Annotated in this window: 27 protein-coding genes and 1 tRNA gene; 12 read left to right on the top strand and 16 right to left on the bottom strand. The window is 70.7% G+C overall.

Annotated features, from left to right (window positions below):
- Positions 1–17 precede the first annotated feature (17 nt).
- On the top strand, positions 18–1,595 hold the full coding sequence (locus tag BLW76_RS08860; RefSeq protein WP_091305874.1) for a sensor histidine kinase: 1,578 nt from the start codon (positions 18–20) through the stop codon (positions 1,593–1,595).
- Positions 1,592–2,251, top strand: coding sequence for a response regulator (locus BLW76_RS08855; protein ID WP_091305343.1), 660 nt, complete (start codon positions 1,592–1,594; stop codon positions 2,249–2,251). Before BLW76_RS08860 ends, BLW76_RS08855 begins: the two co-directional genes overlap by 4 nt.
- Before the next feature lies 1 nt (position 2,252).
- On the opposite strand, the gene BLW76_RS08850 is transcribed toward BLW76_RS08855, so the two are convergent.
- Together BLW76_RS08850 and BLW76_RS08845 are read right to left on the bottom strand one after the other, a co-directional pair.
- Entirely contained in the window at positions 2,253–2,879 is a 627-nt protein-coding gene (locus tag BLW76_RS08850) for a hypothetical protein (protein ID WP_091305342.1), read from the bottom strand.
- Between the two features lie 142 nt (positions 2,880–3,021).
- Entirely contained in the window at positions 3,022–3,831 is an 810-nt protein-coding gene (locus tag BLW76_RS08845) for an SDR family NAD(P)-dependent oxidoreductase (protein WP_091305341.1), read from the bottom strand.
- Between the two features lie 153 nt (positions 3,832–3,984).
- Between BLW76_RS08845 and BLW76_RS08840 the strand changes: the two genes are divergently transcribed.
- Both BLW76_RS08840 and BLW76_RS08835 read left to right on the top strand, forming a co-directional pair.
- The gene (locus BLW76_RS08840) at positions 3,985–4,785 is read left to right on the top strand and encodes a trypsin-like serine peptidase (protein ID WP_091305340.1); all 801 of its coding nucleotides are present in this window, start codon (positions 3,985–3,987) and stop codon (positions 4,783–4,785) included.
- A 17-nt stretch (positions 4,786–4,802) separates the two neighbouring features.
- Positions 4,803–5,027, top strand: coding sequence for an RNA-binding S4 domain-containing protein (locus BLW76_RS08835; RefSeq protein ID WP_091305339.1), 225 nt, complete (start codon positions 4,803–4,805; stop codon positions 5,025–5,027).
- A gap of 103 nt (positions 5,028–5,130) precedes the next feature.
- Here BLW76_RS08835 and BLW76_RS08830 read toward each other — a convergent pair whose 3' ends face one another.
- The gene (locus BLW76_RS08830; protein WP_244170092.1) at positions 5,131–6,072 is read right to left on the bottom strand and encodes an Ldh family oxidoreductase; all 942 of its coding nucleotides are present in this window, start codon (positions 6,070–6,072) and stop codon (positions 5,131–5,133) included.
- A gap of 101 nt (positions 6,073–6,173) precedes the next feature.
- Here BLW76_RS08830 and BLW76_RS08825 point away from each other — a divergent pair, with 101 nt between their 5' ends.
- Complete coding sequence (locus BLW76_RS08825; protein ID WP_091305338.1) at positions 6,174–6,455, top strand: DUF2277 domain-containing protein; 282 nt, start codon at positions 6,174–6,176, stop codon at positions 6,453–6,455.
- Between the two features lies 1 nt (position 6,456).
- On the opposite strand, the gene BLW76_RS08820 is transcribed toward BLW76_RS08825, so the two are convergent.
- Positions 6,457–6,891 carry a VOC family protein gene (locus BLW76_RS08820; protein WP_091305337.1) on the bottom strand — a complete coding sequence of 145 codons (435 nt, stop codon included), beginning with the start codon at positions 6,889–6,891 and terminating at the stop codon, positions 6,457–6,459.
- A gap of 75 nt (positions 6,892–6,966) precedes the next feature.
- Between BLW76_RS08820 and BLW76_RS08815 the strand changes: the two genes are divergently transcribed.
- The 3 genes from BLW76_RS08815 (at position 6,967) to BLW76_RS08805 (ending at position 9,132) form a co-directional block, all read left to right on the top strand.
- Positions 6,967–7,806, top strand: coding sequence for a patatin-like phospholipase family protein (locus tag BLW76_RS08815; protein WP_167384520.1), 840 nt, complete (start codon positions 6,967–6,969; stop codon positions 7,804–7,806).
- 185 nt (positions 7,807–7,991) lie between these two features.
- Positions 7,992–8,918 (top strand): hypothetical protein, encoded by a 927-nt coding sequence (locus BLW76_RS08810; protein ID WP_143060554.1) that lies wholly within the window; start codon positions 7,992–7,994, stop codon positions 8,916–8,918.
- Positions 8,919–8,946: 28 nt separating this feature from the next.
- Positions 8,947–9,132 (top strand): hypothetical protein, encoded by a 186-nt coding sequence (locus BLW76_RS08805; RefSeq protein WP_091305335.1) that lies wholly within the window; start codon positions 8,947–8,949, stop codon positions 9,130–9,132.
- On the opposite strand, the gene BLW76_RS47600 is transcribed toward BLW76_RS08805, so the two are convergent.
- The 5 genes from BLW76_RS47600 to BLW76_RS08790 all read right to left on the bottom strand — a co-directional run bounded on the left by BLW76_RS47600 (position 9,129) and on the right by BLW76_RS08790 (position 12,193).
- Positions 9,129–9,650 carry a glycine-rich domain-containing protein gene (locus tag BLW76_RS47600; RefSeq protein ID WP_143060553.1) on the bottom strand — a complete coding sequence of 174 codons (522 nt, stop codon included), beginning with the start codon at positions 9,648–9,650 and terminating at the stop codon, positions 9,129–9,131. The two genes, BLW76_RS08805 and BLW76_RS47600, sit on opposite strands and share 4 nt — an antisense overlap.
- Positions 9,651–9,727: 77 nt before the next feature.
- Positions 9,728–10,201, bottom strand: a complete 474-nt coding sequence (locus BLW76_RS08795) for a hypothetical protein (protein ID WP_091305333.1) — start codon at positions 10,199–10,201, stop codon at positions 9,728–9,730.
- A 342-nt stretch (positions 10,202–10,543) separates the two neighbouring features.
- A tRNA-Ser gene (locus BLW76_RS48360) sits at positions 10,544–10,630 on the bottom strand.
- Positions 10,631–11,012: 382 nt separating this feature from the next.
- Positions 11,013–11,300: a hypothetical protein gene (locus tag BLW76_RS47595; protein WP_143060552.1), complete on the bottom strand. Its 288-nt coding sequence runs from the start codon at positions 11,298–11,300 to the stop codon at positions 11,013–11,015.
- Positions 11,301–11,737: 437 nt separating this feature from the next.
- Entirely contained in the window at positions 11,738–12,193 is a 456-nt protein-coding gene (locus BLW76_RS08790) for a MarR family winged helix-turn-helix transcriptional regulator (protein ID WP_091305332.1), read from the bottom strand.
- A gap of 526 nt (positions 12,194–12,719) precedes the next feature.
- On the opposite strand from BLW76_RS08790, the gene ypfJ reads away from it, so the two are divergent.
- Entirely contained in the window at positions 12,720–13,649 is a 930-nt protein-coding gene (ypfJ, locus tag BLW76_RS08785; protein WP_091305331.1) for a KPN_02809 family neutral zinc metallopeptidase, read from the top strand.
- Positions 13,650–13,742: 93 nt separating this feature from the next.
- On the opposite strand, the gene BLW76_RS08780 is transcribed toward ypfJ, so the two are convergent.
- The gene (locus BLW76_RS08780) at positions 13,743–15,284 is read right to left on the bottom strand and encodes a M28 family metallopeptidase (RefSeq protein ID WP_208613240.1); all 1,542 of its coding nucleotides are present in this window, start codon (positions 15,282–15,284) and stop codon (positions 13,743–13,745) included.
- Positions 15,285–15,365: 81 nt separating this feature from the next.
- Between BLW76_RS08780 and BLW76_RS08775 the strand changes: the two genes are divergently transcribed.
- Complete coding sequence (locus BLW76_RS08775; protein ID WP_091305330.1) at positions 15,366–16,343, top strand: NAD(P)H-quinone oxidoreductase; 978 nt, start codon at positions 15,366–15,368, stop codon at positions 16,341–16,343.
- Here BLW76_RS08775 and BLW76_RS08770 read toward each other — a convergent pair.
- Positions 16,340–17,539, bottom strand: a complete 1,200-nt coding sequence (locus tag BLW76_RS08770; protein WP_004558816.1) for a cysteine desulfurase-like protein — start codon at positions 17,537–17,539, stop codon at positions 16,340–16,342. The genes BLW76_RS08775 and BLW76_RS08770 overlap by 4 nt on opposite strands.
- Positions 17,540–17,673: 134 nt before the next feature.
- Here BLW76_RS08770 and BLW76_RS08765 point away from each other — a divergent pair, with 134 nt between their 5' ends.
- Entirely contained in the window at positions 17,674–18,246 is a 573-nt protein-coding gene (locus BLW76_RS08765; protein ID WP_091305329.1) for a bacterial proteasome activator family protein, read from the top strand.
- Between the two features lie 59 nt (positions 18,247–18,305).
- Here BLW76_RS08765 and BLW76_RS08760 read toward each other — a convergent pair whose 3' ends face one another.
- The 3 genes from BLW76_RS08760 to BLW76_RS08750 are packed head-to-tail and all read right to left on the bottom strand — an operon-like array spanning position 18,306 to position 21,111.
- A complete protein-coding gene (locus BLW76_RS08760) occupies positions 18,306–19,940 on the bottom strand; it encodes a hypothetical protein (protein WP_091305328.1) in 1,635 nt (544 codons plus the stop codon).
- Between the two features lie 26 nt (positions 19,941–19,966).
- A complete protein-coding gene (locus BLW76_RS08755) occupies positions 19,967–20,371 on the bottom strand; it encodes a hypothetical protein (RefSeq protein ID WP_091305327.1) in 405 nt (134 codons plus the stop codon).
- A gap of 47 nt (positions 20,372–20,418) precedes the next feature.
- A complete protein-coding gene (locus tag BLW76_RS08750) occupies positions 20,419–21,111 on the bottom strand; it encodes a hypothetical protein (RefSeq protein WP_208613239.1) in 693 nt (230 codons plus the stop codon).
- A 102-nt stretch (positions 21,112–21,213) separates the two neighbouring features.
- On the opposite strand from BLW76_RS08750, the gene BLW76_RS48355 reads away from it, so the two are divergent.
- Positions 21,214–21,888 (top strand): acylneuraminate cytidylyltransferase family protein, encoded by a 675-nt coding sequence (locus BLW76_RS48355; protein ID WP_167384519.1) that lies wholly within the window; start codon positions 21,214–21,216, stop codon positions 21,886–21,888.
- Here BLW76_RS48355 and neuC read toward each other — a convergent pair.
- Together neuC and BLW76_RS08735 are read right to left on the bottom strand one after the other, a co-directional pair.
- Positions 21,885–23,015, bottom strand: a complete 1,131-nt coding sequence (gene neuC, locus BLW76_RS08740) for a UDP-N-acetylglucosamine 2-epimerase (RefSeq protein WP_091305324.1) — start codon at positions 23,013–23,015, stop codon at positions 21,885–21,887. The two genes, BLW76_RS48355 and neuC, sit on opposite strands and share 4 nt — an antisense overlap.
- On the bottom strand, positions 23,008–24,033 hold the full coding sequence (locus tag BLW76_RS08735) for an N-acetylneuraminate synthase family protein (protein WP_091305323.1): 1,026 nt from the start codon (positions 24,031–24,033) through the stop codon (positions 23,008–23,010). The genes neuC and BLW76_RS08735 overlap by 8 nt, the downstream gene beginning before the upstream one ends.
- Between the last annotated feature and the right edge of the window lie 61 nt (positions 24,034–24,094).

Genomic DNA, 24,094 nt, shown 5'->3' with positions numbered 1-24,094 from the left:
GGGCGCTCTTCCCGCGGATGCGGTTCAGCAGGCAGGTCCTGCTGCTGCAGATCGGCGTGGTCGCCTTGGTCGTCGGGCTCGGCGTCGCACTGGTCAGCGTTCTCCTGCGGAGCACCCTGACCGACCAGTACGGCCGCCGCGCGCTGGCCATCGCGAAGTCCGTCGCCGCGGACCCGGTCGTCGTCGCGAACGCGGCCGCGAAGATCCCCGGCGGCCCCCTGGAAGAACGCGTCCTCGCCGTCACGGAAGCCAACGACGCGCTCTTCGTCGTGATCACCGACGACAAGGGCATCCGGCTCGCCCACCCGACGCTGTCCGAGATCGGCAAGCCGGTCAGCACGTCCCCGGAGCGGGCGCTCGCCGGGTTCGACGAGATCAGCGCGGTGCAGAGCGGCACGCTCGGGTTGTCCGTGCGCAGCAAGACCCCGATCCGGCAGGGCCCGCGCGTGGTCGGCGAGGTGAGCGTCGGGTTCGAGGTGGCCCAGCCGATCAGTGCGTTCAACCAGCTGCTGGTGTACACGCTGCTGTTCGCCGGCGGCGCGCTGCTGCTCGGCGCGGGGGCGTCGGCGCTGCTGAACCGGCGGCTCCGGCGCGTCACCCACGGCCTCGAACCGCACGAACTCACCGAGCTGCTCTACGAACGTGAAGCCGTCCTGCACGGGATCGGCGAAGGCGTGCTCGCGGTCGACGAGGCGAACCGCGTCTCGGTCCGCAACGACGAGGCCGAACGCCTCCTCGGCACCGAGCTCCCGCTCGGCGCCGCGATGTCCGAACTGCCGCTTTCCCCCCGGGTCCACAAGGCCGTCGAAGAGGGGCGCCCGGTCGACAACCTCCTCGCGGTGGCCGGGAACCGGGTGCTGGTGATCAACAGCCGGGCCGTGCGCCTGGACGACCGGCCGATCGGCACCGTGCTCACCTTCCGCGACCGCACCGACCTCGACACGCTCACCCGCGAGCTCGACGGCATCCGTGCGTTGTCCGACGGCCTGCGCGCGCAGCGGCACGAGTTCGCGAACCGGCTGCACACGCTCTACGGGCTGCTCCAGCTCGGCCACCACACCGAGGCCGTCGAGTACCTGCAGACGCTGACGGACTCGTCGTCGGCACGGCCGAGCGAGCTGGGCGACGCCGTCGCCGACCCCTACCTGCAGGCGCTGCTCGTCGCGAAAACCGAGCAGGCGCAGGAAAAGGGGCTCGCGCTCAAGCTCGCCGAAGACACCTGGGTGCCGACGACGGTGACCGACCCGATCGCCGCGAACACCGTGATCGGCAACCTCGTCGACAACGCCCTGCACGCCGCCCGGATGGGCCCGCGGCGGCCGGCGACCGTGGAGGTCAGCCTGCTCGCCGAGAGCACCACGCTGCACGTGTCCGTTGTGGACAGTGGGCCGGGCGTGCCCGAAGACCTGCGGCGGACGTTGTTCGACGAAGGCGTCTCGACGAAGATCGCGCCCGGGCACGGCCTCGGCCTCGCGCTCGCCCGGCAGGCCGCCCGCGCCCGCGGCGGCGACGTATGGCTGGCCGACCCCGGCGAAGGCGAGACGGGTGCCCTGTTCGTCGCCAAACTGCCCGGAATGCTGACGGAGGACGGATGATCCGCACGCTGATCGTCGACGACGACTTCCGGGTCGCCGGGGTGCACGCCGGGTTCGTCGAGGAGGTCGCGGGGTTCGCGGTGGTCGGCACCGCGCACACCGCCGCCGAGGCGCGCGCCCGCGTCCGGGAGCTCTCGCCGGACCTGGTCCTGCTCGACGTCTACCTGCCCGACGAGTCCGGCCTCGCTGTGCTCCCCGAGCTGCAGACGGACACGATCGTGCTGTCCGCGGCGACCGACAGCGCGTCGGTGGCCGCGGCGATCCGGGCCGGCGCGCTGAACTACCTGATCAAGCCGTTCACCACCCGCCAGCTCGCGGAACGGCTGACGTCGTACGCGCGCTTCCGCGGCCTGCTCGCCGAAGACCGGCCGATGGCCCAGGACGACGTCGACCGCGCGTACCGCGTGCTGCACGACCAGGACCGCACGACCGCGCCGAAGGGCCAGTCGACGGCGACGTCCCGGCTGGTCTCGGAACAGCTGCGGCGGGCCGGGCGGCCGCTGTCGGCCGCGGAGGTCGCGGGCGAGCTGGGCATGGCACGGGCCACGGCGCAGCGGTACCTCACCGCGCTGGCGGAGTCGGGGACGGTCCAGATGCGGCTGCGCTACGGCGCGACCGGCCGCCCCGAGCACGAATACCGCTGGTCGGGGGCCTGATTCAGCGGCCGCCGTAGCGCTGCGCCATGCTCTCGGCGACGTCGAACCACGCCTGGATCGGGTTGGTGGTCGACGGTGCGGCCGACGGCGGCAGGTCGGCCCGCGCCTCGGCTTCCTCGACCGGCACCGGCGGCTTCTTCGGCTGCGGTTTCGCCTGCGCCTGCACCTGCTTCGGAGCCGGCTTCGCGGGCACCGGCACGTACACGGTCTTCGGCGCGGGCGTGACGACGACCGGCGCCTGCGGAGCCACCGGCAGTGGTTCCGGCGCGGGAGCCGCGGCGACGGCGGGGCGCGCGTCGAGCTGGGCGACGTCACGTTCCGGCGCCGGGGCGAACAGGCCGCCGGTGAACAGCCCGCCGCCCAGCCAGCCGGCCCCGACGAGCAGTACCGCTGCGCCGCCGCCGAGCCACGCGCGGGCGCGGCGCCGGATCACCACCGACTTCGGGCGCAGGTCCTGGTCGCACACCGGCGGCCGGGTGAAGATCGGGGTGTCCGCCCGGGCCGCTTCGTCGTCGGTGCGGCGGCGCCGGGGCAGGCTCGCCGCGACGATGCCGGTGCGGTCCAGCAGCTCCACCGCGGCGCGGTCGCTGGACGAACGGGTCGCACTGCGCGGGGCGGCGCGAAGCATCGGGGACCTCCGGGACGGGGCTGGCGGACCCCACGCATTCTGGACCATTTCGGACGGTGCTGTCCGAAACGCAACTCCATTGAGTGATAGAACGGCGCGTAACTCCATTGCGTTACGGCGTGAAACGGATTCGGCTTCGGCGCTACGACTTGAGCCCGAGCCGCGCAAGCGCCGCCAGCGGCCGCTGGTAGGCCGAACCGAGCACGCGGGGAATGGCGTCGATCACGTAGGCGTCCGGCCCGATGAGGATCCGCGCCGACTTCCGCTCGATCCCGCGCAGGATCGTCTGCGCCGCCTTCTCCGGTGTCGTGCGGGCGATCTTCTCGAAGCCCTGCGCGGCCTTCTCCTGGTCGTCGGCGGCACTACGGGAGTTGCGCACGATGTTCGTCTTGATCCCGCCCGGGTGCACACAGCTCACCGCGACCGGGTGCCGGGCGATCAGCATTTCTTCGCGCAGCGCTTCGGTGAATCCGCGAACCGCGAACTTCGCCGCGTTGTAGGCGCTCTGCGTCGGCACGCCGACGAAACCGAAGACGCTGGAAATGTTGACGACGTGCCCGTCGCCGGAGGCGATCAGGTGCGGCAGGAATGCCTTCGTGCCGTTCACGACGCCGCCGAGGTTGATCCCCATCAGCCAGTCGTAGTCCTCGAACGTCATCTCCTCGACGGTGGCGCCGAGCGCCACGCCCGCGTTGTTCACCACGACGTTGACCGCGCCGAACTCGTCGGCGACCTCTTCGGCGTGGGCGAGCACGGCGCTGCGGTCGGCGACGTCGAGGGTGTACGCACGGGCGTTGTCGCCGGCCAGCTTCGCCGTCTCCTCCGCGTTCGCGGTGACGACGTCGGAGAGCGCGACCCTGGCCCCGCGCCGGGCGAACTCGCACGCGAGCGCGCGGCCGATGCCCGAGCCCGCTCCGGTGATCACCACGACCTTGTCCGCGAACTGCTTCATCGGCCCTCCAGACCGTGCGTTGCTACTCCCGAGTAGGGAATGTTAGCGGCTGTGAGCTTGCTGTGGGTGTGCTGATTGTGCCGGTGCGTCGCCCTATGGTGGTCTGGTCGGCAGCACCCCGGCAAGATCAAGACAGCGCGAGACGAGGAGGCGATGACCGTGCGGCGGCCGGCCGTCCTGCTCACCCTCGCCTCGATCGCCCTGCTCGGCGCAACCGCTGTCGCGGTCGTCAAGGCCCGGCAACCGGAGCCCGCCGTCGCGCTGCCACCGGAGCCCGCCACCGTCGAGGCGGCCCCGGTGGCCACCCTGCCGGCGGTGTCGAGCCCCGCGGTCGGCCCGCTGTTCGCCGAAGGGGGCCACTTCTGCACGGCCAGCGTGGTCCACAGCGAGCGCGGCGACGTCCTGCTGACGGCGGCCCACTGCATCCACAACGGCGAGGGCGGCGGCTACCTCACCGGCCTCACCTTCGCCCCCGGCTACCACGACGGGATCGCCCCGTTCGGCTACTGGACGGTGTCGGACGAGCTCGTCGCGCCGGGCTGGAGCTCCTCGTCCGACCCGGACCTCGACGTCGGCTTCGCCACCGCGCACCAGGCAGGCACGACGAAGTCCTTGGAAAGCCTGGTCGGCGCGAACCTGCTGGCCACCGGCACGCCGTTCGAGCAGCCCATCACCCTCACCGGCTACCCGGACGACTCCGAGGTCCCCGCGGTCTGCCAGAACACCACGACCAAGCAGGACACGTTCCAGCTCCGGGTGGACTGCGCGGGCTTCCCGACGGGCACCAGCGGCGGCCCGTGGGTGACGGAGCAGAACCCCCAGACCCGCCTGGGCACGGTGATCGGCGTGATAGGCGGCTTCGAGTTCGGCGGCGCCGACGCCGACACGTCGTACTCGAGCTACTTCGACACGGACGTCCTGGCCCTCTACCGCCAGACAACGGCCCGCACCTGAGGCGGCATGATGCGGGCATGAGCGACCCCGTCGACGTACCCATCACCGGAGAGCCGATCCGGCTGGGCCAGTTCCTCAAGCTGGCCGGCCTCGCCGAGGACGGCTCCCACGCCAAGGACCTCCTCGACGCGGAGGAGGTAAGGGTCAACGGAGAGACAGAGACCCGCCGAGGCCGCCAGCTGACGAACGGCGACATAGTGACGGTGGGCCCGGACAGCGGCAAGGTCGTGCTGGTCCACTGACCCACGGCCCCAAGCGCCCCAATGTGGCGTTGGTTGCGTCCAACGCACCGAACGCCACATTGGGTGCGCTGGACGCACCGAACGCCACATTGGGGCGCTTGGGTCACCCCACGCTGGTCAGGGACGGCAGGCCGAGCGCGGCGGCGAGCGCGTCCAGCTCCCGCCGCACCGGCCCGGCCAGCGGCACCCCCAAGGCCCGGCACTGCTCAAGATGCTGAGCCTCCCGCCACCCCGGATACCGAATCGGCGCACCCCCCTCCCACCCGAGCATGCTGCCGAACAACGCACTCGCCGCCCGATAAAACCCATCGGCACTGCGCAACGTCGTCGGCGCGATCGCCAGCACCAGCAGCCCGGTGTCGTGCTCATGGTCGGCAACGCCGCAGAGCACCCCGGCAAGCACCTCGACCAGCAGAGTCAACCCGGCCGCTTCGGCACCGGGCCGGTCCATGTCGAAGACGAACTCGGGATACGCGCCACCCGGCGCCGCCATGCCCAGCGGGTTCATCGGCTGGCCGGGCTCCCCGCCGGCGGCGAGCACCAGCCCGATCATGGCGTGCGGCAGGGCCCGCGCGGCGTGGTGCCCGGCCCGGCCGAACGGCCCGATCCCGCGCAGCGACACGAGCCCGACGCCGAACCGGCCGGCCCGCGCCACCGCCCTGTCCATCGCGTCGCCGACCGCCCACAGGCCCGGCGCGCGGCGGTAGTCGATCAGCGCGGCGGCCCCGCGGTCGGCGATCATCAGCGGCTGGGCGTGCGGCACGACCAGGCCGTTCTTCAGCAGCGGCAGGTGCACGCGGGTCAGCTCGGCGACCCCCGTCTCCGGCGAGCCGGTGAGATCGCCGTGGCAGAGCGCTTCGGCGGCCGTCCGGGCGCGCGCTTCGGGGAGACCGTGCGCGGCGAAGACGTGTGCGACGAGGGTGACCAGTTCGTCGGCCCGCACGCGGGGCCAGGCCTGTTCCGGGATCGGGGTTTCCGGCGGTTCTTCTTCGAGGATGCCGGGTTCGGGGCGGGCGGAGCGGAACGGGCGCGGTCTGAGAGGCACTTCCCCGACCTTGCCCAGCGCCGGATCGGGCGTCAACGACACCGGGCCGGGCCTACCCGACCGTGTGATCGAAGGCCGCGAAAAGCATTACCCTGGGCGGCATGTGCCGAAACATCACCACCCTGCGGGGGCTCCAGCCGGCCGCGACGGGCGAGGAGATCGAGGCCGCGGCCCGCCAGTACGTCCGCAAGGTCACCGGCGTGCAGTCCCTGTCGGACGCCACGCGCGAGCCGTTCGAGGCGGCGGTCGCCGAAATCACCGAGATCACCGCCCGGCTGCTGGCGCAGCTGCCCGAGCGCCGCCAGCCGCCGGCGACCGTGCCGCCGCTGCGCCGGCCGGAGGTGCAGGCGCGGATCGCCGCGAAGGCCCTGCGCCGGCCCTGAGTCATGGCAGGCGCTGCGCGTAGCCCTGCTCTCCGGTGTGGTCGACGCCGTCGTCCGCGGACAGGCTGTAGAGCCGGATTTCGGTGCCGTCGGGGTCGGTGAAGCGGACCATCCAGCCGGTGGTGGCTTCGAACAGCGGCGGGTGCTCGACGCCGAGCTCGTCGAGCCGGGCGATCCACGCCTCGGCGGCCGCGCGGTCGGCGATCGAGAAGCAGACCGGGTCGAACCCGGCGAGCCCCGCCGCGGCCTTCTCCTGCACGCGCAAAGCCACCGGCACGCCGTCGACGCTCCCGGCCACCCCGCGCACGACGCCGTCGGCGTCCGGGAACTCGTGGGTGACGTCGAGGCCCAGCACGCGCTCGTACCACTCGCGGCTGCGCGCCAGGTCGCGCACGGGGAACTTGACGTGGTGGAAGCCTTCGATCCTCGCGGTCATCGCCGCCCCTCTCGTCGACCTGGAGGGTAAACCCGGCGGCCGGAAACTGTCGGACCCCGTCGTTAGGCTGCCCGGATGAACGGACAGGCTTTGGTGCTGGGCGGCGGCGGGGTCGCCGGGATCGCGTGGACAACGGGGCTGCTGGCGGGCTTGGCCGGCCACGGCCAGGACCTGACGGGTGCAGACCTGCTCGTCGGCACGTCGGCGGGCTCGGTCGTCGCGGCCCAGGTCACCAGCGGTCTTTCGCTGGACGAGCTGTACGCGCGCCAGGCCGACCCGGCGCGGCAGGCACCGGAGATCCCGGCCGACATCGACTTCGAGAAGTTCGCCGCCGACTTCGGCGGCGCGGTCACCGGCACGACCGACCCGGCCGAGGTGCGGCGGGCGGTCGGCAAGCTCGCGCTGGCGGCCGAAACGGTGTCCGAAGCGAAAAGGCGCGCGGTGATCGAGGGGAGGCTGCCGGTGCACGAGTGGCCGAGGCAGCGCCTCGTGATCGTGGCCGTGGACGCGGAGACCGGCGAGCCCCGCCGCTTCGACGGCGAGTCCGGCGTTCCCCTGGTCGACGCGGTGGCGGCGAGCTGCGCGGTCCCGGGCGTCTGGCCGGCGGTGACCATCGACGGCCGCCGGTACGTCGACGGCGGCGTCCGCTCGGCCGAGAACGCCGACTACGCGGCGGGCCACCGGCGCGTGACGGTGATCGCACCGCTGGGCGTCGACAACCCGCTGCCGATGGAGAAGCCACTGCCACAGGTGCTGGACGACCTGCGCGCGGCGGGCGCGGAGGTCGCGCTGATCACCCCGGACGAGGCCTCGCAGGCCGCGGTCGGCGACAACCCGCTGGACCCGGCCACCCGCACGCCGGCCGCCGAAGCGGGCCGTGCCCAGGGTGCGGCACTCACGTTGACCTGGACTTGAAGGCGGTCTGTTGACTCCATCGGAGGTACGCGAAGCCGATCGCGGCAGGTAACCTACGAGGTTCTCTTTGTCACGCAGAGGAGTGAAGGCAGCCCACCCGGATGACTGTGTAACCCGGCAATGACCAGGCACGACTTAGGTCGGAGCATGGCTTTCCAGGGAGACCGACGCATCAGGAGCCGCTCGTGAACCGAGTACCGGACTGGCTCGGCAACCAGGAGTCGCGACTCTGGTCAGTGATGGCGCGGCTCGCCGCCATCACCGGCTTGGTCTTCCCGATCGCCTCGATCGTCGCTTTCGTGATCACTGGTTCGTTGTCGACACCAGCTGCGGTCCTATCAGTCTACATTTGCGTACTCTGCACTACCTTGATCATTCTCATGATCCGCCAGGAGAATCGCTACATCGCTCAGGTGAAAAAATACCAGGACGACTACCTCAACGAGGCAAAGAAACACCAGGAGCAGATCGAAGCCGCGCAGCGCGAGATGCGGTACGGACCAGCCATGCTCCCCCTCAGACGAGCGTACTCTGATGTGGCCGAGGCATCTTGGAATCACCTTCGGGGCGACACCTCACCAGAAGCATTTCGACTGCACCTACAGGAGTCTCTCCGCTACTTCTCGGAGGCGTTCACCCTGATCACCGGAGTCACGTGCAGATCGTCGATCAAACTGGTCGCAGCCCCGAACGGACCAACTGGCGACCTCACGGTTTCGACGCTTTGCCGAGATCACAACTCCCCGGAACCAAGCAACCGACCGGACCGAATCAGCGACAACACCGACTTCAAACACATATTCCTGCACAATGAACCCAAGTTCTTCTGCAACGATCTCGTTGCCGCGATCAGCAAGGGTTACCGCAACTCCCACTGGGACGAGAAGACGATAGAAGCAGGCGAGTTCGATTACCGATCGACGATCGTCTGGCCTATCGGGCGCGCGGGCGACGTGTCCACGGGGCACAAGAGCGACCTGGAGATCATCGGGTTTCTCTGCGTGGATTCACTGGAGACAGAAGTGTTCCACCAAACCTATGATGTCGCCATCGGCGGCGCGTTCGCCCAAGCGCTGCAACTCGCACTTACCCAGTTCCGCACCAAACAGTAACTCTTCCAAAAGCCGAAAGGAAGCCACCGTGGACCATTCAACCGAGCAGGCAGACTCCGGGGAGAGCACAGAAGGCTCTTGGTTCGAGCACCGCAAGAACATCGACGGGGAGTGGGCCGAGGTCAGCCTCACCACCTGCAACGGAGACCATGTCAGCTACCGCATACCGCGCCGAACACTGTTCAAGGACTTGGACGAAGCGCTCACCGACTAGCTGCGACAACCGCCATCCGAGCAGGCGTAGCACTTCTCCCCCAGCGCCTCCGATGGCCACAGCTCGTCATCGACAACCAGCCCGAGAGCCCGCATGCTCGCGGCCGTGTGCGCCACAAGCGGCACTTCGGAGCCCGCCTCGTCATCGTTGGGCCGGTGGTGAATGAACCGACCAGCATGGCGCGCGCAGAACTCTGCGTACTCGGCCGTGTACATGAGGAAGTTGTGCCAGCCGATGTCCACCAATGCTGACGGAGCGTAAGGTCCGTTTTGACCATCTGCGCACAATACGAGAAAAGCCAGCGCTTGATCGAGTACGCGCTCAGCCCAGCGGACGGCAGCGTCCGGCCGCTCCTTGCCGAACGCGTGCTGAAACTCCAGGTCAGCGTGGATTCTGCGCACGAGCCGAGACCACAGTTGCCGGTCGACCAGGTGCTGATGCGGTAGTTCGACACAAGCAGGGTCCAGCAGTGCCGACACACCCATCAGGCGCTCCCAACGTCCAAAGTAGACGCGCAAGCTACCACGGTCCGAACACTCTCCGAAGCGACAGGGGGTGACGGGGCCGACTATTCGAATCGAGACGGGTGCGGCACTCACGTTGACCTGGACCTGAGCGGCCGGTTCGGCACCAGCAGGCCGGCGATCCCGAGCAGCAGCCCGGCAGCCGGCACGGCGAAGATCCACGGTCCCGGCACCCGGACTTCACCGGCGGTGTCGGCCGGCGGCTCGGCCTTCCCCGGCCAGTAGCGCACCTCGATGCGGCGGCCCGGCACGTAGCCGGGGCCGGACGTCGTGCGCGTGCGGCGGTTGAACCTGGTGTCGGTCACCACGTCCAGCCGCCGCCCGTCGTCGAGGCGCGCGGCGACCCGGCCCACGCTGAGCACGCGCTCCACGGTCGCCGGCGCCACGAGCGAGCCGGCCCGCTCCTTGAACGTGACCCCGAGGAAGATCAGGCCACCGAACGACACCAGCACGATCGCCAGGCAGAGCACCGAGAACACCGTCACCGGCGGGCCAGGGGCCGCCTGCCGCCGGCCGGGGCCGTCCGGGTCCCATCGCGTCCGCATGCCGTGAGCACGCCGGAGCCACGGCCGGGGTTGCCTCGGGCCGTCGGCTACGCTCGTGGAGGTCAGCGTGCTGATCGAACCGACGGACCTGCGCCACGTGCACACCGTGCACGGCTCCGGGCCGGTCAACCGTGAGCCGACACGTGCTCAGGGGGTCGAGTGGTTTCCGTTCGACAGCCTGCCGGACAACGTCATCCCGTACCCGCCGGCAGGTATCCGGCCTACCGCGACGGCGTCGGGTTCGTCCTGCTCGGGTGGGAACCGCACGCCCGACCGCGTGTCTTTGCCTGAACGACAAGGTGCCCCGCACCCGGGTTGGATGCGGGGCACCTTCGTTCCGTGCGGTAGCGGTGGGATTCGAACCCACGGAGGGGATCAACCCTCATGCGTTTTCAAGACGCACTCCTTAGGCCGCTCGGACACGCTACCCGGCTTGCCGATCAGGGTATCCGAGCGCCGAAGTCGTTATGCCAACCGGCGTCGCCTACGGCGGGGTAGCCGTCTGGCCTGCGGCAGGTCGGCAGCTGCGCCAAGCCGAGCAGTACGCGGGTGAGCCACTCGTGCGTAGCCACGAGATGAAGCGATCGGACATGCGTTTATCCACAGGTGGGGACAACTTGGGGACAACTTCGAACATGTGTGCGAGGTGGTCGCCCTCGGCGAGCACCTGAGCACAGCCGGTGCCGATGGGCCGCGCACCCCTGACCGTGCGGACTGGCGCCGACTCGGTTTCCGCAGATCCCGACAGGGGTTCAGCCGGCCCAGCGCGTGAAACACGGTGGGACGCCGAAGCGTCCCACCGCCGCCTCAATCACTTAGGCCAGTAATAGAACCTGTAGCCGCTGTAGCAGATACCCGCGCAACTGGGGTCATAAGGAAAGTACTCGAGCGGCCCAACATTGTAGTATCGGGCGAATTGGCTCCGCTCAATGACACAGCTGTTGTAGTTGTGGCCGCACCATTTGCTGTTGACATCCGCTACGCCGACACCGGTCGACGGCGCCGCGGTGCCGCCCTGAGCAGCCATCGCGACACCCGGAACAGCCAACGCCCCCACTGCGGCCCCGGCCACAATGAATGTCTTCACAAGATTCTTCACAATTCCCCCCTTGAGAATTGCAGATGGAATTCGTTATCTGCTCATTCAAGCAGATAACGCATGAGTTGCCGATTTCAATGCATGGCAAAACGCGAAATAGAATCCAGCCTTCCCCAGTCAGGATCGAATACGCCTGGGGAGGTTAGCATCATGCTGATCATCCCGCCAGGCCAAACCCGGACTCTCACGCCGGACGGGTCCATGAGCCACGATGACGTCCACGAACAACAACCCGGCGCCGCGCGCCGTAGCCCGCGAACGACGACGTCGGCACGGCGGGCGGCGAACCCCGGAGCGCAGTTCGACGGCTGTCTCTCGCCCAGCACCGCCGCCGCGACCGGTCGGCGACTACGCGTCGCACCTGCTCCGGGCGCAGGCGGGGGGGGCAACCTCTCCGTGGGTTCGAATCCCACCGCTACCGCTCTGAGCGCCCGGGCTCAGCTTTCCGCCTCCAGCAGGTGCGCCTGCACGCGCTCGAACGCCGCGGCGATCGTCGCCTGCTCCTGCGGGCTCAGCAGGTCGATGAGGTGCTCGCGCACGCCTTCCACGTGCGTCGGCGCGGCCTTCTCCAGCAGCGCCAGGCCCTCGTCGGTCGCCTCCGTGATCACGCCGCGCTTGTCCTCCGGGTCACGCGCCCGCCGGACCAGGCCCGCCTCCTCCAGCTTGGCCACCTGGTGCGAGAGCTTGCTCTTCGTCGACCCCATGTACATCGCCAGCTCGGACATCCGCATCCGCCGGCCGGGCTGGGACTGCAGGCAGACGAGCACCTCGTAGTCGGTCAGCGACACGTCGTGCCGTTCGGCCAGCTCCCGGTGCAGCCGCTGCCGCAGCAGGAGCGTCGACACGACGTAGGAGCGCCACGCCGCCATCTCGGCATCGTTCAACCACCGCACCGCACGCTCCTCGGTCATAAGGCAGCGTAGAACGCTGATCAACGAACCGCGCGCTTCGACGCCGATCCGTCGGCCGTTGAAAACCCCGGCGCAACATCGCCCGAAGGTGGGGTTACGAAAAGGTTGAGACTCGGTCCGCAAAGGCGCATTCTGCTTGTGGCGGATGGTCGGCCAGGGTAGGCGGCGCGGCGACGGCGACGTGCCGGCTTGGCTCCCCGCCAGGAGAGGTCAGGTGGTTGTGTGGCGGGTGATTCTCGCGGTTGACCGCCAGCTGCGTCCCCGCGACCGGAACGGAAACCTACCGGGTCGGCCGCGATTGTGAACAGCCGAGAGCGGGCTTCCATGCGCATCACGCATACGGCGTCGGTCGGGTCTGGCTCCGGTCACGGCCTCGGAAGCCGTGACGACAGCGCCTGAACGCCGGCCCCGGAAGCGGCCAACCGCTCGACCAATGACATACCTCGGTACAAGCCTGGGTGCGCCCGTCAGCGCGACGGCCGCACCCAGGCTCGTTAGTATTTTCCGGGTGAGATTCGACGACGACGCCGGCCTGGACGCCTCCGAAGTCCAGGACCTGCGCGGAAGCGGTGGAGGCGGCGGCGGGATCGGCGGCCGCGTGGCGCTCGGCGGCGGTGGGCTCGGGATCGTCGGCGTGATCATCTACTTCGTGCTGTCCCAGCTGGGCGGGGTCAGCGTGCCGAGCGGCAGCGACCTGGGCGGCGGGCTGGGCAGCGTCGGGTCTGGCCAGGCGGTCGACAACTCGAAGCTGGCCAGTGAGTGCAAGACCGGCGCGGACGCCAACAAGAACCACGACTGCGCCATCGTCGCGGTCGTCAACTCCGTCCAGGACTACTGGACGCAGCAGTTCGCGCGCTCCGGCTCGACCTACCGGAAGGCGCCGACGAACTTCTTCAACGGCGGCGTGCGCACCGGCTGCGGCAGCGCGACCTCCGACACCGGGCCGTTCTACTGCCCGGCCGACTCCGAGGTCTACATCGACCTGACCTTCTTCGACGAGCTGAAGACCCGCTTCGGCGCGCAGGGCGGTCTCTTCACCGAGGCGTACGTGCTCGCCCACGAGTACGGGCACCACGTGCAGAACCTGCTCGGCACGTCCCGCAAGGGCACCGGCACCGGCCCGACGTCCGGCTCGGTGCGCCTGGAGCTGCAGGCCGACTGCTACGCCGGCGTCTGGGCCAACCACGCCTCGACGACGCCGACCGAGAGCGGCAAACCGCTGATCACCGACGTCACCCAGGACGACATCGACTCCGCGCTGGACACCGCGTCCCGCATCGGCGACGACTACATCCAGGAGAAGCTCGGGGGCGGCCAGGTCGACCGCTCGAAGTTCACCCACGGCACGTCCGCGCAACGCAAGAAGTGGTTCACCACCGGCTTCCAGACCGGCGAGCCCGCCCGCTGCGACACGTTCGGGACGAACAACCTCGGCTAGCAAGCGCCCCAATGTGGCGTTGGTTGCGTCCAGCGCACCCAATGTGGCGTTCGGTGCGTCTGACGCACCGAACGCCACATTGGGGCGCTTGGGTCAGGAAGCCAGCGCGTGCGGGTCACCCGCCACGGCGTGCGCCGTGAACGAGCGCTGCGCGGAGCGCTTCTTCGCCGTCAGCGACTTCGCCGCGGCCTGGCCGGGCTTCACGCCGTTGATGCTCTCGGTGCTCGTCGCGTAGACGCCGAGGGCCCAGGCGACGCCGTCGGAGTTGCGCTCCAGCGCGACCCGGTCGACGTTGCCGAGGTTGTCGCAGGGCTGGTGGTAGCAGGGGTCGTACGCGACGCCTGCCGTGCCGCCCCACTTCGCCGCCTGCGCCGGGGTCTTCAGGACCTCGGCCCCGGTGAACAGGCCACCCGCCGGGATGCCGACGGCGATGAACTCGCCGTAGTCGGAACGGCCGGTGAAGTCGGAACCCTCGAGCGCAACACCCTTCGCGGCCTGCATGAAGTCGACGAAGGTCTTCTCGATCTGCGCCGAGCCGTACGGGCCGGCACCCGCGCCGACGCCGTCGGAGTTGTCGCCGTCATAGGCGAAGTAGCCGGCGTTCGGCGAGCCGATCATGTCGAAGTTCAGGTACAGCGCGATGTCGAGCTGCTGCTCGAAGCTCAGCTGGTCGACGTAGTAGGTCGAGCCGACCAGGCCGAACTCCTCCGCACTCCAGAAGCCGAAGCGGACGGCGTTGTTGGCCTTCGGGGTGCTCCCCAGCTGCAGCGCCGTCTCGAGCAGGGCGGCCGAGCCGGTGCCGTTGTCGTTGATGCCCGGGCCGTCCGTGACGCTGTCGAGGTGCGACCCCAGCATCACGACGTTGTCCTTGCGGCCGGTCTTGGTCTCGGCGATGACGTTGTAGCTGGTCCGCGCTTCCTGGATGGTGCGCAGCTCCAGCGTCACGTTCTGCCCGCCGAGCGCGGCCAGCTGCGCCCCCGCGGCCGCCGTCACGCCCCCGGTCGGGATCCGCGCGTTCTCCGGGCCGCCCAGCGTCCCGTTCACCGGCCCGTCGGTGTTGTTGTAGATGACCGCACCGACCGCGCCCGCCGCCGCGGCGGTCTGCTGCTTCTGCGCGAACGAGCAGCCGCCGCGCTTGATCAGCGCGATCTTGCCCGCGACGTCCGCGGTGTAGTCGGTGGCCTCGCAGCCGCTGGTGTCGTCCACGGCGATCACGGCGAGCGGCGCGGTGATGCTGCCGACCGGCGTCGACGTCGTGTACGACATGGCGATGATCGGGACGTCCGCGCCGCCCGCGGTCAGCCGCTCGGCGAGCGTCTCGGAGAAGGTGAAGGGGAACTCCTGGCGGGTGACCTGGAAGCCGGCCGCCTCGAGCTTGGTCGCGATGTACTCGGCGGACTTCGCGTGGCCCGCGGAGCTCGCCGCCCGGTTGCCGCCGTTGCTGTCGGCGATCCGCTGGAGCGCGATCAGGTGCCGGTTGACACCGTTCACGCCGACCTTGTTGACGAGCTGCTTCGCCAGGGCGGGACCGTCGGGGAGGGTGTTCGCGGCGGCGGCCGGGGTCAGGCCGAGCACCAGGGTCGCGCCGGCGGCGATGGCCACCGGCGGGAGAAATCTACTTCGAAAGAGTGACATGGTTGCTCACCTTTGTTCGATTTGCGAAGTCCGTCAATGCGCCTTTCGGCGGGTCCTTTCGCCGCGGTATACAGTCGACACATGTACGCGATCACCATCCGTGAACCAGGTGACCCGGACGTTCTCGAGTGGGCGGAGGTCGCGGACCCGCGGCCCGGTCCCGGCGAGGTTCTGCTGGAGGTCGCGGCGAGCGCGGTGAACCGCGCGGACCTGCTGCAGCGCCAGGGCCACTACCCGCCGCCACCCGGGGTGAGCGAAACCCTCGGCCTCGAGTGCTCCGGCACGATCGCGGAACTCGGCGAAGGCGTCGAGGGCTGGGCCGTCGGCGACGAGGTCTGCGCGCTGCTGGCCGGCGGCGGCTACGCGGAGAAGGCCGTCGTCCCGGCGGCTCAGCTGCTGCCGGTGCCGGGCGAGGTCGACCTGATCACCGCGGCCGCGCTGCCCGAGGTGGCCTGCACGGTGTGGGCGAACGTCGTGATGCACGCGAAGCTCGGCGAGGGCGAGGTGCTGCTGGTCCACGGCGGCGCGGGCGGCATCGGCACGCACGCCATCCAGGTCGGCAAGGCGCTGGGCGCCACCGTCGCCGTCACCGCGGGCTCGCCGGACCGGCTCGAAAGCTGCCGCCAGCTCGGCGCCGACATCACGATCAACTACAAGACGGCCGACTTCGTCGAGGTGCTCCGCGAGGAGACCGGCGGCGCGGACGTCATCCTCGACAACATGGGCGCGTCCTACCTCGGCCGCAACGTCGACGCGCTGCGGCAGGACGGCCGGCTGGTCGTCATCGGCATGCAGGGCGGGGTCAAGGGCGAGCTGAACGTCGGCGCCCTGCTCGGCAAGCGGGCCTCGGTGTTCGCGGCGGGCCTGCGCTTCCGGCCACTGGACCAGAAGGCGGCGATCGTCGCCGACGTCCGCGAGCGGCTGTGGCCCCTGGTTTCCGACGGTCTGGTCAAGCCGATCGTCGGCCAGGTCGTGCCGATGGCCGAGGCCTCGACCGCGCACCGCGTCCTCGAAGAGGGCAGCGTGTTCGGCAAGGTCCTGCTGGCGGCGAAGTCCTAACGCAGCTCTTCGAGGACCCGCACGAGCTGGTTGATCTCGAAGACGTTGGAGTAGTGGGCGAGCCCGATCCGCACGGCACCGCCCACTTCTCCGACGCCGAGTGACGCGAAGACGCCGCTGGTGCCGTCGTCGGCGAAGGCGCACAACCCCTGCGTCGCCAGGTACTCGGCGACCTCGGGCGCCTTCTTGCCGGCGACGGCGAAGGCGAGCGCGGGGATCCGGCGCATGGCGTTGCCGATGACCATGATGTGCCGCAGCGACAGCAGTTCCGTGGACAGCTGCGCGAGCAACCCGGCGTGGTAGGACTTCGCCGAGCCGAGCGAGGTGACCAGGCGCTCGCGGCGGGAGCCGGTGGCGGCGTCGTCGAGGCCCGAGAGGTAGTCGATCGACGCGATCAGCCCGGCGAGCAGCGGATAGGCGTGCGGGCCGAGCTCCAGGCGGGCGGCGCCGCGGGCCATCGGGTCGAGCGAGGCCGACGGGATCCGCTCGATGAGCTCGGGGTCGCGGAAGACGAGGGCGCCCACCGACGGGCCGCCCCAGGCCTGCGCGGACACGACCATGACGTCGGCGCCGAGGGCGTTGATGTCGAGCGGCAGGAACGGCGCGGCGTAGGTGGCGTCGACGACGACGAGCGCGCCGACCCGCTTGGCGAACTCGATGATCGTCGGCACGTCCGGCCGGGTGCCGACGGAGCCGGACGCGAGCGTGACGGCGACGGCCTTGGTGCGCGCGGACACGAGCTGCTCGTACTGCCACGCGGGCAGCTCGCAGGTCTCGATGTCGATTTCGCCCCAGCGCACGACGGCGCCGACGCGCTTGGCGGCGCGCTGCCAGGGCGCCAGGTTCGCCTGTTCGTCGAGCCGGGACACGACGACTTCGTCGCCGATGGTCCAGCGCTCGGCGAGCGCGTCGACGAGCCGGCGCAGCATGACCGGCGCGCTCGGCCCGAGCACGACGGCAGCCGGGTCGGCACCGACCAGGTCGGCCACGGCCCGGCGGGCCGCGGTCACGATGCTTTCCGCGCGCTGTGAGGCCGGAAACGCTCCGCCCGGCCCGGACACCGGGGCGCGCATCGCCGTGGACACGGCCGAAGCGACCTGTTCCGGGACCAGCATTCCGGCGGCGCCGTCGAAGTGAATCCAGCCGTCACCCAGCGCGGGAAAGAGCCCACGGATACGAGCGACGTCGAACGCCATGGGGACACCGTACGGACGTGCGGTTTCGCCGTGCGTCCGGGGTTGGGTGGAGAGCCACCGGGAACCCGGTTTGCGGCTACGCTCGGAGACGGACACCCCGTGGGTGTCGCGGAGCGTGTCGAACGCAAGCCAGGATGGAGCACATGACCGAGCCGAACTTCACAGCGGGTGACCCGGGGCACGAATCTTCACCCCACGTGGTGGTCGTCGGACCGGACGGCACACCGGTGGGCAGCGCCCCCGTCGACGGCGACCACCCGGAGTCGGTGGGCGACCTCGTCGAAGAGCCGGCGAAGGTGATGCGCATCGGCACGATGATCAAGCAGCTCCTGGAGGAGGTCCGCGCGGCCCCGCTGGACGACGCGTCCCGCACGCGGGTCCGCGAGATCCACCAGACGTCGATCCGCGAGCTGGAGAAGGCGCTGGCCCCGGAGCTGCAGGACGAGCTGGAGCGCCTGGTCCGCCCGTTCACGGACGACTCGACGCCGTCGGACGCGGAGCTGCGGATCGCCCAGGCCCAGCTGGTGGGCTGGCTGGAGGGCCTGTTCAGCGGGATCCAGACGGCGTTGTTCGCCCAGCAGATGGCGGCCCGGGTCCAGCTGGAGCAGATGCGCCGCGGCCTCCCGGCGGGTCCGTCGGGGGCGGCCGCCGCCGGCCACGGGCACGAGCACGGACCGGGCATTTCCGGCACCGGCCAGTACCTCTGACGTTCGCCGCGGGAGTTGTCCACAGACCGGAGGGCCTGTGGACAACACCTGTGGACAACTCAGCGCCGCGGACAGACCGTCAGCTGGCCCGCGGGCAAAGGGCGATCACAGTCGAAGCGGCTGCGCACGCCGGCGGCGACCTCGGCCGGCAGGCGGTCCAGGGCCAGCCAGGACGGCTGCACCACGAGGTACCGGGCGTCCGGGTGCTCGAAGCAGGCCAGGTTCTCCCGGTAGCTCTCCAGCCCGCGCACGGCCGGGATGTACGTGCCGCGCTGCACGAACACGGGCGCCGGGTACCGGCAGTTCTCCGGGTTGCCGAAGAAGTACGCCATGTCGCCGAACGCCAGGTACACCACGGGCGTGTCCGCCCCGATGCGGGCGCGGACCGGCGCGATCAGGCGCTCGTCGAGCTCGGCGGCCGCGACCCGCTCGGAGTTCGTGTAGTCCGGGTGGATCCCGTCGAACGAGTAGGGCGCGCTCGGCCACACCGGGACCGCGAACACCGCCGACGCGGCGAGCACCGCCACCACCGGCCAGGTCCGGCCACGATCCCTCGCCGCGAACAGCACGCCCGCGACGACCAGCCCCGTCAGCGCCGCGTACACGGGCGTCCCGTGCGCCAGGCGCCACTCCGTCGTCGCCGCCGAGACGATCGGTACCCCGGCGCCGAGCACGATCGCGACCAGCACCAGCGCCCGGGAAGGACCGCCGTGCTCGGCTGACCACCGCGCCACGGCGAGTGCGCCGAGCGCGGCCGCGAAGGGCACCAGGGCCGCCAGGTGGTACTGGAACCACTGTCCCTGCAGCACGACCGCCGCGAGCACGACGAGAACCGCGGCCGCGGGCAGGAGGAGCCACGCCAGGCGCGCCCGCCGCCCCGGCGCCAGCCGCACCAGCACGGCGACGCTCACCGGGAGCAGGGCCACCGCCGGGACCCCCACGGCCTCGTTCAGCACCGTCCCGGCGAGCGCCTGCACGTCGCTCAGCGCCCAGCCGCGGCTGAGCGGGCTTCCGCCGTTGAGGGAGGACAGCTCGCCGAGCCACCGCCACTCGCGCGGCTCGACCAGCACCGTCAGCCCGAACAGGCCGAGGCAGATCGGCACGCCGAGCACACCGGTGAGCAGCGCGCGCCGCCGGTCGAGCACCGCGACGACTCCCAGAGCGACCAGCGCGGTCGGCGCCGTCGTGTACTTGACCAGCACGGCGAGGGCCAGGAACACCCCACCGGCCACCGTGGCGGGGACCAGCCGCGGGATCCGCAGGGCCGCGCCCACCCCGCCGGCCGCGAACACCGCGGCCAGCCACTCGGGCTGCAGGAAGTCCCAGTTCGGGGCCAGCGCCAGCGCGACGCCCGTGGCCGCGGCGACGGCCGTCGCCTCCTGGGCCGGGCGGTACCGCCGGAGGCCGGCGCGCAGCAGCAGCGAAACCAGCAGGACGGCGCCCAGTGCCAGGACCCGCACGACGGCTTCCCGGACGGGCAGCGGCAGCGCGCTCCCGGCGTCACCGGCCGCCAGCACCAGCCGGTAGGCCATCGGCCGGTGGACGAAGACCTCGGACGGCGACAGCCCCGCCCGACCGGCCGTCTGGAGCGTGCCGAGGACGAACCGGACGTCGTGGTTGAGCCCGGTCCAGGCGATCGTCAGCGCCAGCGGGACCAGGAGCAGCAGCCATGCCCAGGAGGCCCGCCGGAGCACGCCGGGCCTCCTGGTGTCGACGAGGCTCAGCCGGCCACCTCGCGGGTGGCCGCGAGGTCCGCTTCCAGGCGGGCCAGGCGCTCTTCGTACTTGGAGATCGCGGCCAGGCGCGCGCGGATGCGCGCGTGCTCGGCGCGGACCTCCTCGGCCTCGTCCGGGGCGTACTCGAGCCGTCCGTCGGGCCGGGCCACCGCGCCCGGTCGTTCGAAGGCGGCGACCCGCGTTTCGAGGGCGGCCAGGTGCGGCGCCAGCCGGCGCTGCTCGTCGTAGAGCCACTTCACATGGCCGTCGAGGTCCTGCGTGGCCCGCCCGAGGTCCTCGCGCAGCACGGCGATGTCCGCGTGCAGCCGGTCGAGCTCGGGCTGCATCCGGTCGGTCGCGATCTGCTCGATCCGCGGCCGCAGCCTCGCCATCACCGGTCGCCAGGCCATGCCTACGAGCGCCTTCGCCCGGGGAACCACCACTCCGCGAATGTCACTCACTGTATAATCTCGATTCTTCCGGAGTCACGCCAAGTGCTCAGCAGCTTCGATTCCGCGTGCAGCCGGTGCTCCGCCGTCACCCCGACCTTGCCGCCCCAGGCGTGCTCGAAGTCGGTCTGGTCCGGCCGTTCCACGATCGACACCCCGGTGAGGCGCACCAGCGCCTTCGGGAACAGCTGCCGGCACAGGTACGTCACCAGGGTGCCGGTCGTGGCCCAGACGTTCTCGTCCGCCGAAAGGCCGAGCAGCCGGGACAGCGGCAGCACGAACTCCCGGTTCGAAATCGGCACGAACCCCAGGTCGGCGGGCCACCAGTCGGGCAGCGTCTCGGGTTCCCAGAACAGCCGGCCCGGCTCGGCGAGCAGGTAGAGGCGGGAGGTGTAGTCGGCGAACGTGTAGGGCGAGACCATGACCCCGCGGTGGATCACCACGACGTCCGTGCGGCGGCCGTAGGTCGGCTCGGCGTCCGGCTCGTCCAGCGCGAAGGTCGTCATGCGGAAGACGAGGTCGCTGCCGTCGATCAGCGCGGCCCGTTCGGCGTCGGGCGCCATCGGCGCGTTCCCGACCACGGCGATCGTCTCGACGCGCTGGCCACGGGCGTAGGCGGTGAGGAGCTCACGGAGCATGCGGCCGGTGTCACCTTCGTCGAGCTGCTCGGACGCTTCGCCCGCGAACTGAGTCCGATTCATCGCTCCCCCATTGGCAACGGTGTCCGGGGCCGCCGTCAGGGGGCAGCCGAGCAGACGGACAATAGCCGACAGACCACTGTCGTTACCCGGAAGGGGTCCTCTGTGACCGCGCTGGCCATCGTCCCGGCGAGGGGCGGCTCCGTCGGGCTGCCGGGCAAGAACCTGGCGCTCTTCCGGGGCCGTCCGCTGGTCGCGCACACCGTGCACACGGCCGTCACGGCCGGGATCGCGGACGTCGTCGTCACCACGGACGACGCCGAGATCGCCGCCGCGGCCGAGGCCGAAGGTGCCCGGACCGTCCGGCGGCCCGCCCACCTCGCGGACGCGACGAGCCGGACCCTGCCCGCGGTCACCCACGCGATCGACACGCTCGGCGTCCCCGATTCGACGCTCGTCCTGCTGCTCCAGCCCACTTCGCCGCTGCGCACGGCCGGGGACGTCGCCGAGTGCCTCGACATCCACGCGGACCGGCCCACCGGCTCGGTCGTGCAGATGTGCCGCGCCACCGAGCACCACCCGCTGAAGGTGTGCCTGGAGACACCGGACGGCGGGATCGCCCCGGTCCGCGACTGGGCCGACCTCGAAGCCCCCCGGCAGACGCTGCCGGTCGTGCTGCGGCCCACCGGCGGCATCTACCTCGTCCGCGCCGGCGACCTCCGCCGCCACGAGCGGTTCTTCATCCCCGAGGTGCGGCCCCAGTTCGTGCCGGTCGAGCGCGCGATCGACATCGATTCGGCCGCGGACCTCGTCCTCGCCGAGCAGCACGCGGCCGGTTAGCGGTCCACGAAGGCCTTGTACAGCGAGGGCCGCCAGATCTCCTCGCCTTCGAGGAGGTCGATGATCCGGCGGTGCGCGCCCGGCTCGCCGAACTCGGTGTGCGGCTCGCAGCGGCCCATGGCGCGGGCCTTGCCGATCCCGGCCGTGACGGCTTCGGCGGTGGGCTCGACCGACAGCACGCTGGGCGCCATCGCCCGGTTGCGCTGCCGGGTGCCGACGGTGACCGACGGCGTGCCCAGCACGGGCGCCTCGCGCACGCCGGCGCTCGAGTTGCCCAGCACGACGGCCGCGTTCTTCATCAACGTGACGAAGTACTCGAACCGCATCGACGGCAGCCGCACGAACCGCGGGCCTTCGAGCCGGTCGAGCTCGCTCCTGATCTCGCGGCAGCCTTCGTCGTTGTTCGGGTCGATGACCACCCAGTTGCCCTCGGTGAGCACCGCGTCGACGACGGCCGCCGCGTTGCGCCGGTTCTGGTCGCGCTCGGTCGTCACCGGGTGCAGGGCCAGCAGGCCGTAGTCGGTGAACGGGATCTCGTAGTGGCGCCGGACCTCGTCGAGGTCGGGCAGCCGCGCCGACGTCAGGACGTCCACCTCGGGACTGCCCACGACGAAGATCCGGTCCTCCTCCTCGCCGAGCTGCAGGAGACGACGCCTGGCCGTCTCGTTGGCGACCAGGTGCACGTGGGCGTGCTTCGACAGCGAGTGCCGGATGACGTCGTCGATCGTGCCGCTGACCTCGCCGCCCTCGATGTGGACGACCCGCACGTTCGCCAGCGAGCCGACGATCGCGCCGGCGAGGGCCTCCACCCGGTCGCCGTGCACGACGATCGCGGCGGGCTGCTCCTCGTGCACCAGCCTGGCCAGCGCCTGGACGGTGTTGGCCAGCACGAGCGCCATCGGCTCGTCCTCGATCTGGTTCGGGATGAGGTGCAGCCGCTGCAGGCCGGCCAGCTCGATCTCGCGCACCGTGTAGCCGTAGCTGCGCAGCATGTGCATGCCGGTGACGACGATGCGGGCGGACAGCACCGAGCTCTGCTGCACGGCGAGCATGACGTCCCGCAGCTTCCCGAAGTCGGCGCGGGTCCCGGTGAGGAAGAGGACCTCACGCCGCCCGGTCTCAGCCAAGGTCCGCCCAGCTCACCTGCGTGTTCGCCGGCAGCGCCTTGCTGACGGTGCGGCCGAGCAGGCTGTCGTAGTCCTTCGCCTTGATCTCGCCGGTGCCCGGGCGCTTGACCCAGATGTTGTCCGTGGTCAGGGCCTCACCCTCGGCGACGTCCTTGGTGGTGACGACGCAGGCGTAGGCGAAGTCGATCGTCGGCTGTTCCTCGGCCAGGATCTGCTTCGACCCGCCGCGCGAGGCGTGGATCAGCCGCGAGCCCTCGACGAGCTGCTTGAACTCGGCGGGGGTCGACGAGACCGGGATGTCCGGGCCCGGCCAGCTCATGTCCGACGTGAAGTGCCGCTCGAGCACCGAAGCGCCGAGCGCGACCGCGCCCAGGCACGGGTAGATCGTGGTGGTGTGGTCGGAAAGCCCGAGTTCGGCGTCCGGGAACGCGGCGTGCAGCTCCGCGATCGCGCCGAGCCGCACCTGCTCCGGCGGCGTCGGGTACAGCGACGTGCAGTGCAGCAGGGCGAACCCGACCCCCGCGGCCCGCAGGATCTCGACGGCCGGGGTGATGGACGCGATGTCGTTCATCCCGGTCGAGAGGATGACCGGCTTGCCGAACGAGGCCACGTGGCGGATCAGCGGGTAGTTGTTGCACTCCCCCGAGCCGATCTTGAAGCCCTCGACCCCCAGCTCGGCCAGGCGGTCGGCGGCGGCGCGCGAGAACGGCGTCGACAGGAAGACGAGCCCGCGCTCCTCGGCGTGCGCCTTGATCTCGCGCTCGTCCTCGGCGGTGAGCGCGACGCGGTTCATCATGTCCCAGATCGGCTCGTCGGCGTTGCCGGGCACGACGTCGTTCGGGATCATCTCGTCGTCGACCACGTGGGTCTGGATCTTGACGACCTGGACGCCGGCGTCCGCGGCGTCGTCGACCATCTTGTGCGCCTTCTTGGGGTCGCCTTCGTGGTTGATCCCGATCTCGGCGATCACGAGAGGGGGGTGGTCGGCACCGACCGGGTGCTCGCCGAGCATGAACATGGAGACCTCCGGGTCGCTGCGTGGCTGCGGTCCGTCCCCGACCTTATCCCGTGGGCCGCCG

This window comes from Amycolatopsis tolypomycina (assembly GCF_900105945.1).
GTDB lineage: Bacteria > Actinomycetota > Actinomycetes > Mycobacteriales > Pseudonocardiaceae > Amycolatopsis > Amycolatopsis tolypomycina.
The sequence above is the reverse complement of the archived record's forward strand: the minus strand, read 5'-3'. Positions and strand labels throughout refer to the sequence as shown.

Bases quoted from the DNA above. Each gene is read 5' to 3' on its own strand.
- BLW76_RS08860 (WP_091305874.1), top strand. From the start codon at position 18: ATGCGGTTCAGCAGGCAGGTCCTGCTGCTGCAGATCGGCGTGGTCGCC.
- BLW76_RS08855 (WP_091305343.1), top strand. From the start codon at position 1,592: ATGATCCGCACGCTGATCGTCGACGACGACTTCCGGGTCGCCGGGGTG.
- BLW76_RS08850 (WP_091305342.1), bottom strand. From the start codon at position 2,879: ATGCTTCGCGCCGCCCCGCGCAGTGCGACCCGTTCGTCCAGCGACCGC.
- BLW76_RS08845 (WP_091305341.1), bottom strand. From the start codon at position 3,831: ATGAAGCAGTTCGCGGACAAGGTCGTGGTGATCACCGGAGCGGGCTCG.
- BLW76_RS08840 (WP_091305340.1), top strand. From the start codon at position 3,985: ATGACCGTGCGGCGGCCGGCCGTCCTGCTCACCCTCGCCTCGATCGCC.
- BLW76_RS08835 (WP_091305339.1), top strand. From the start codon at position 4,803: ATGAGCGACCCCGTCGACGTACCCATCACCGGAGAGCCGATCCGGCTG.
- BLW76_RS08825 (WP_091305338.1), top strand. From the start codon at position 6,174: ATGTGCCGAAACATCACCACCCTGCGGGGGCTCCAGCCGGCCGCGACG.
- BLW76_RS08820 (WP_091305337.1), bottom strand. From the start codon at position 6,891: ATGACCGCGAGGATCGAAGGCTTCCACCACGTCAAGTTCCCCGTGCGC.
- BLW76_RS08815 (WP_167384520.1), top strand. From the start codon at position 6,967: ATGAACGGACAGGCTTTGGTGCTGGGCGGCGGCGGGGTCGCCGGGATC.
- BLW76_RS08795 (WP_091305333.1), bottom strand. From the start codon at position 10,201: ATGCGGACGCGATGGGACCCGGACGGCCCCGGCCGGCGGCAGGCGGCC.
- BLW76_RS08780 (WP_208613240.1), bottom strand. From the start codon at position 15,284: ATGTCACTCTTTCGAAGTAGATTTCTCCCGCCGGTGGCCATCGCCGCC.
- BLW76_RS08775 (WP_091305330.1), top strand. From the start codon at position 15,366: ATGTACGCGATCACCATCCGTGAACCAGGTGACCCGGACGTTCTCGAG.
- BLW76_RS08770 (WP_004558816.1), bottom strand. From the start codon at position 17,539: ATGGCGTTCGACGTCGCTCGTATCCGTGGGCTCTTTCCCGCGCTGGGT.
- BLW76_RS08765 (WP_091305329.1), top strand. From the start codon at position 17,674: ATGGAGCACATGACCGAGCCGAACTTCACAGCGGGTGACCCGGGGCAC.
- BLW76_RS08755 (WP_091305327.1), bottom strand. From the start codon at position 20,371: ATGGCCTGGCGACCGGTGATGGCGAGGCTGCGGCCGCGGATCGAGCAG.
- BLW76_RS08750 (WP_208613239.1), bottom strand. From the start codon at position 21,111: ATGAATCGGACTCAGTTCGCGGGCGAAGCGTCCGAGCAGCTCGACGAA.
- BLW76_RS08735 (WP_091305323.1), bottom strand. From the start codon at position 24,033: ATGTTCATGCTCGGCGAGCACCCGGTCGGTGCCGACCACCCCCCTCTC.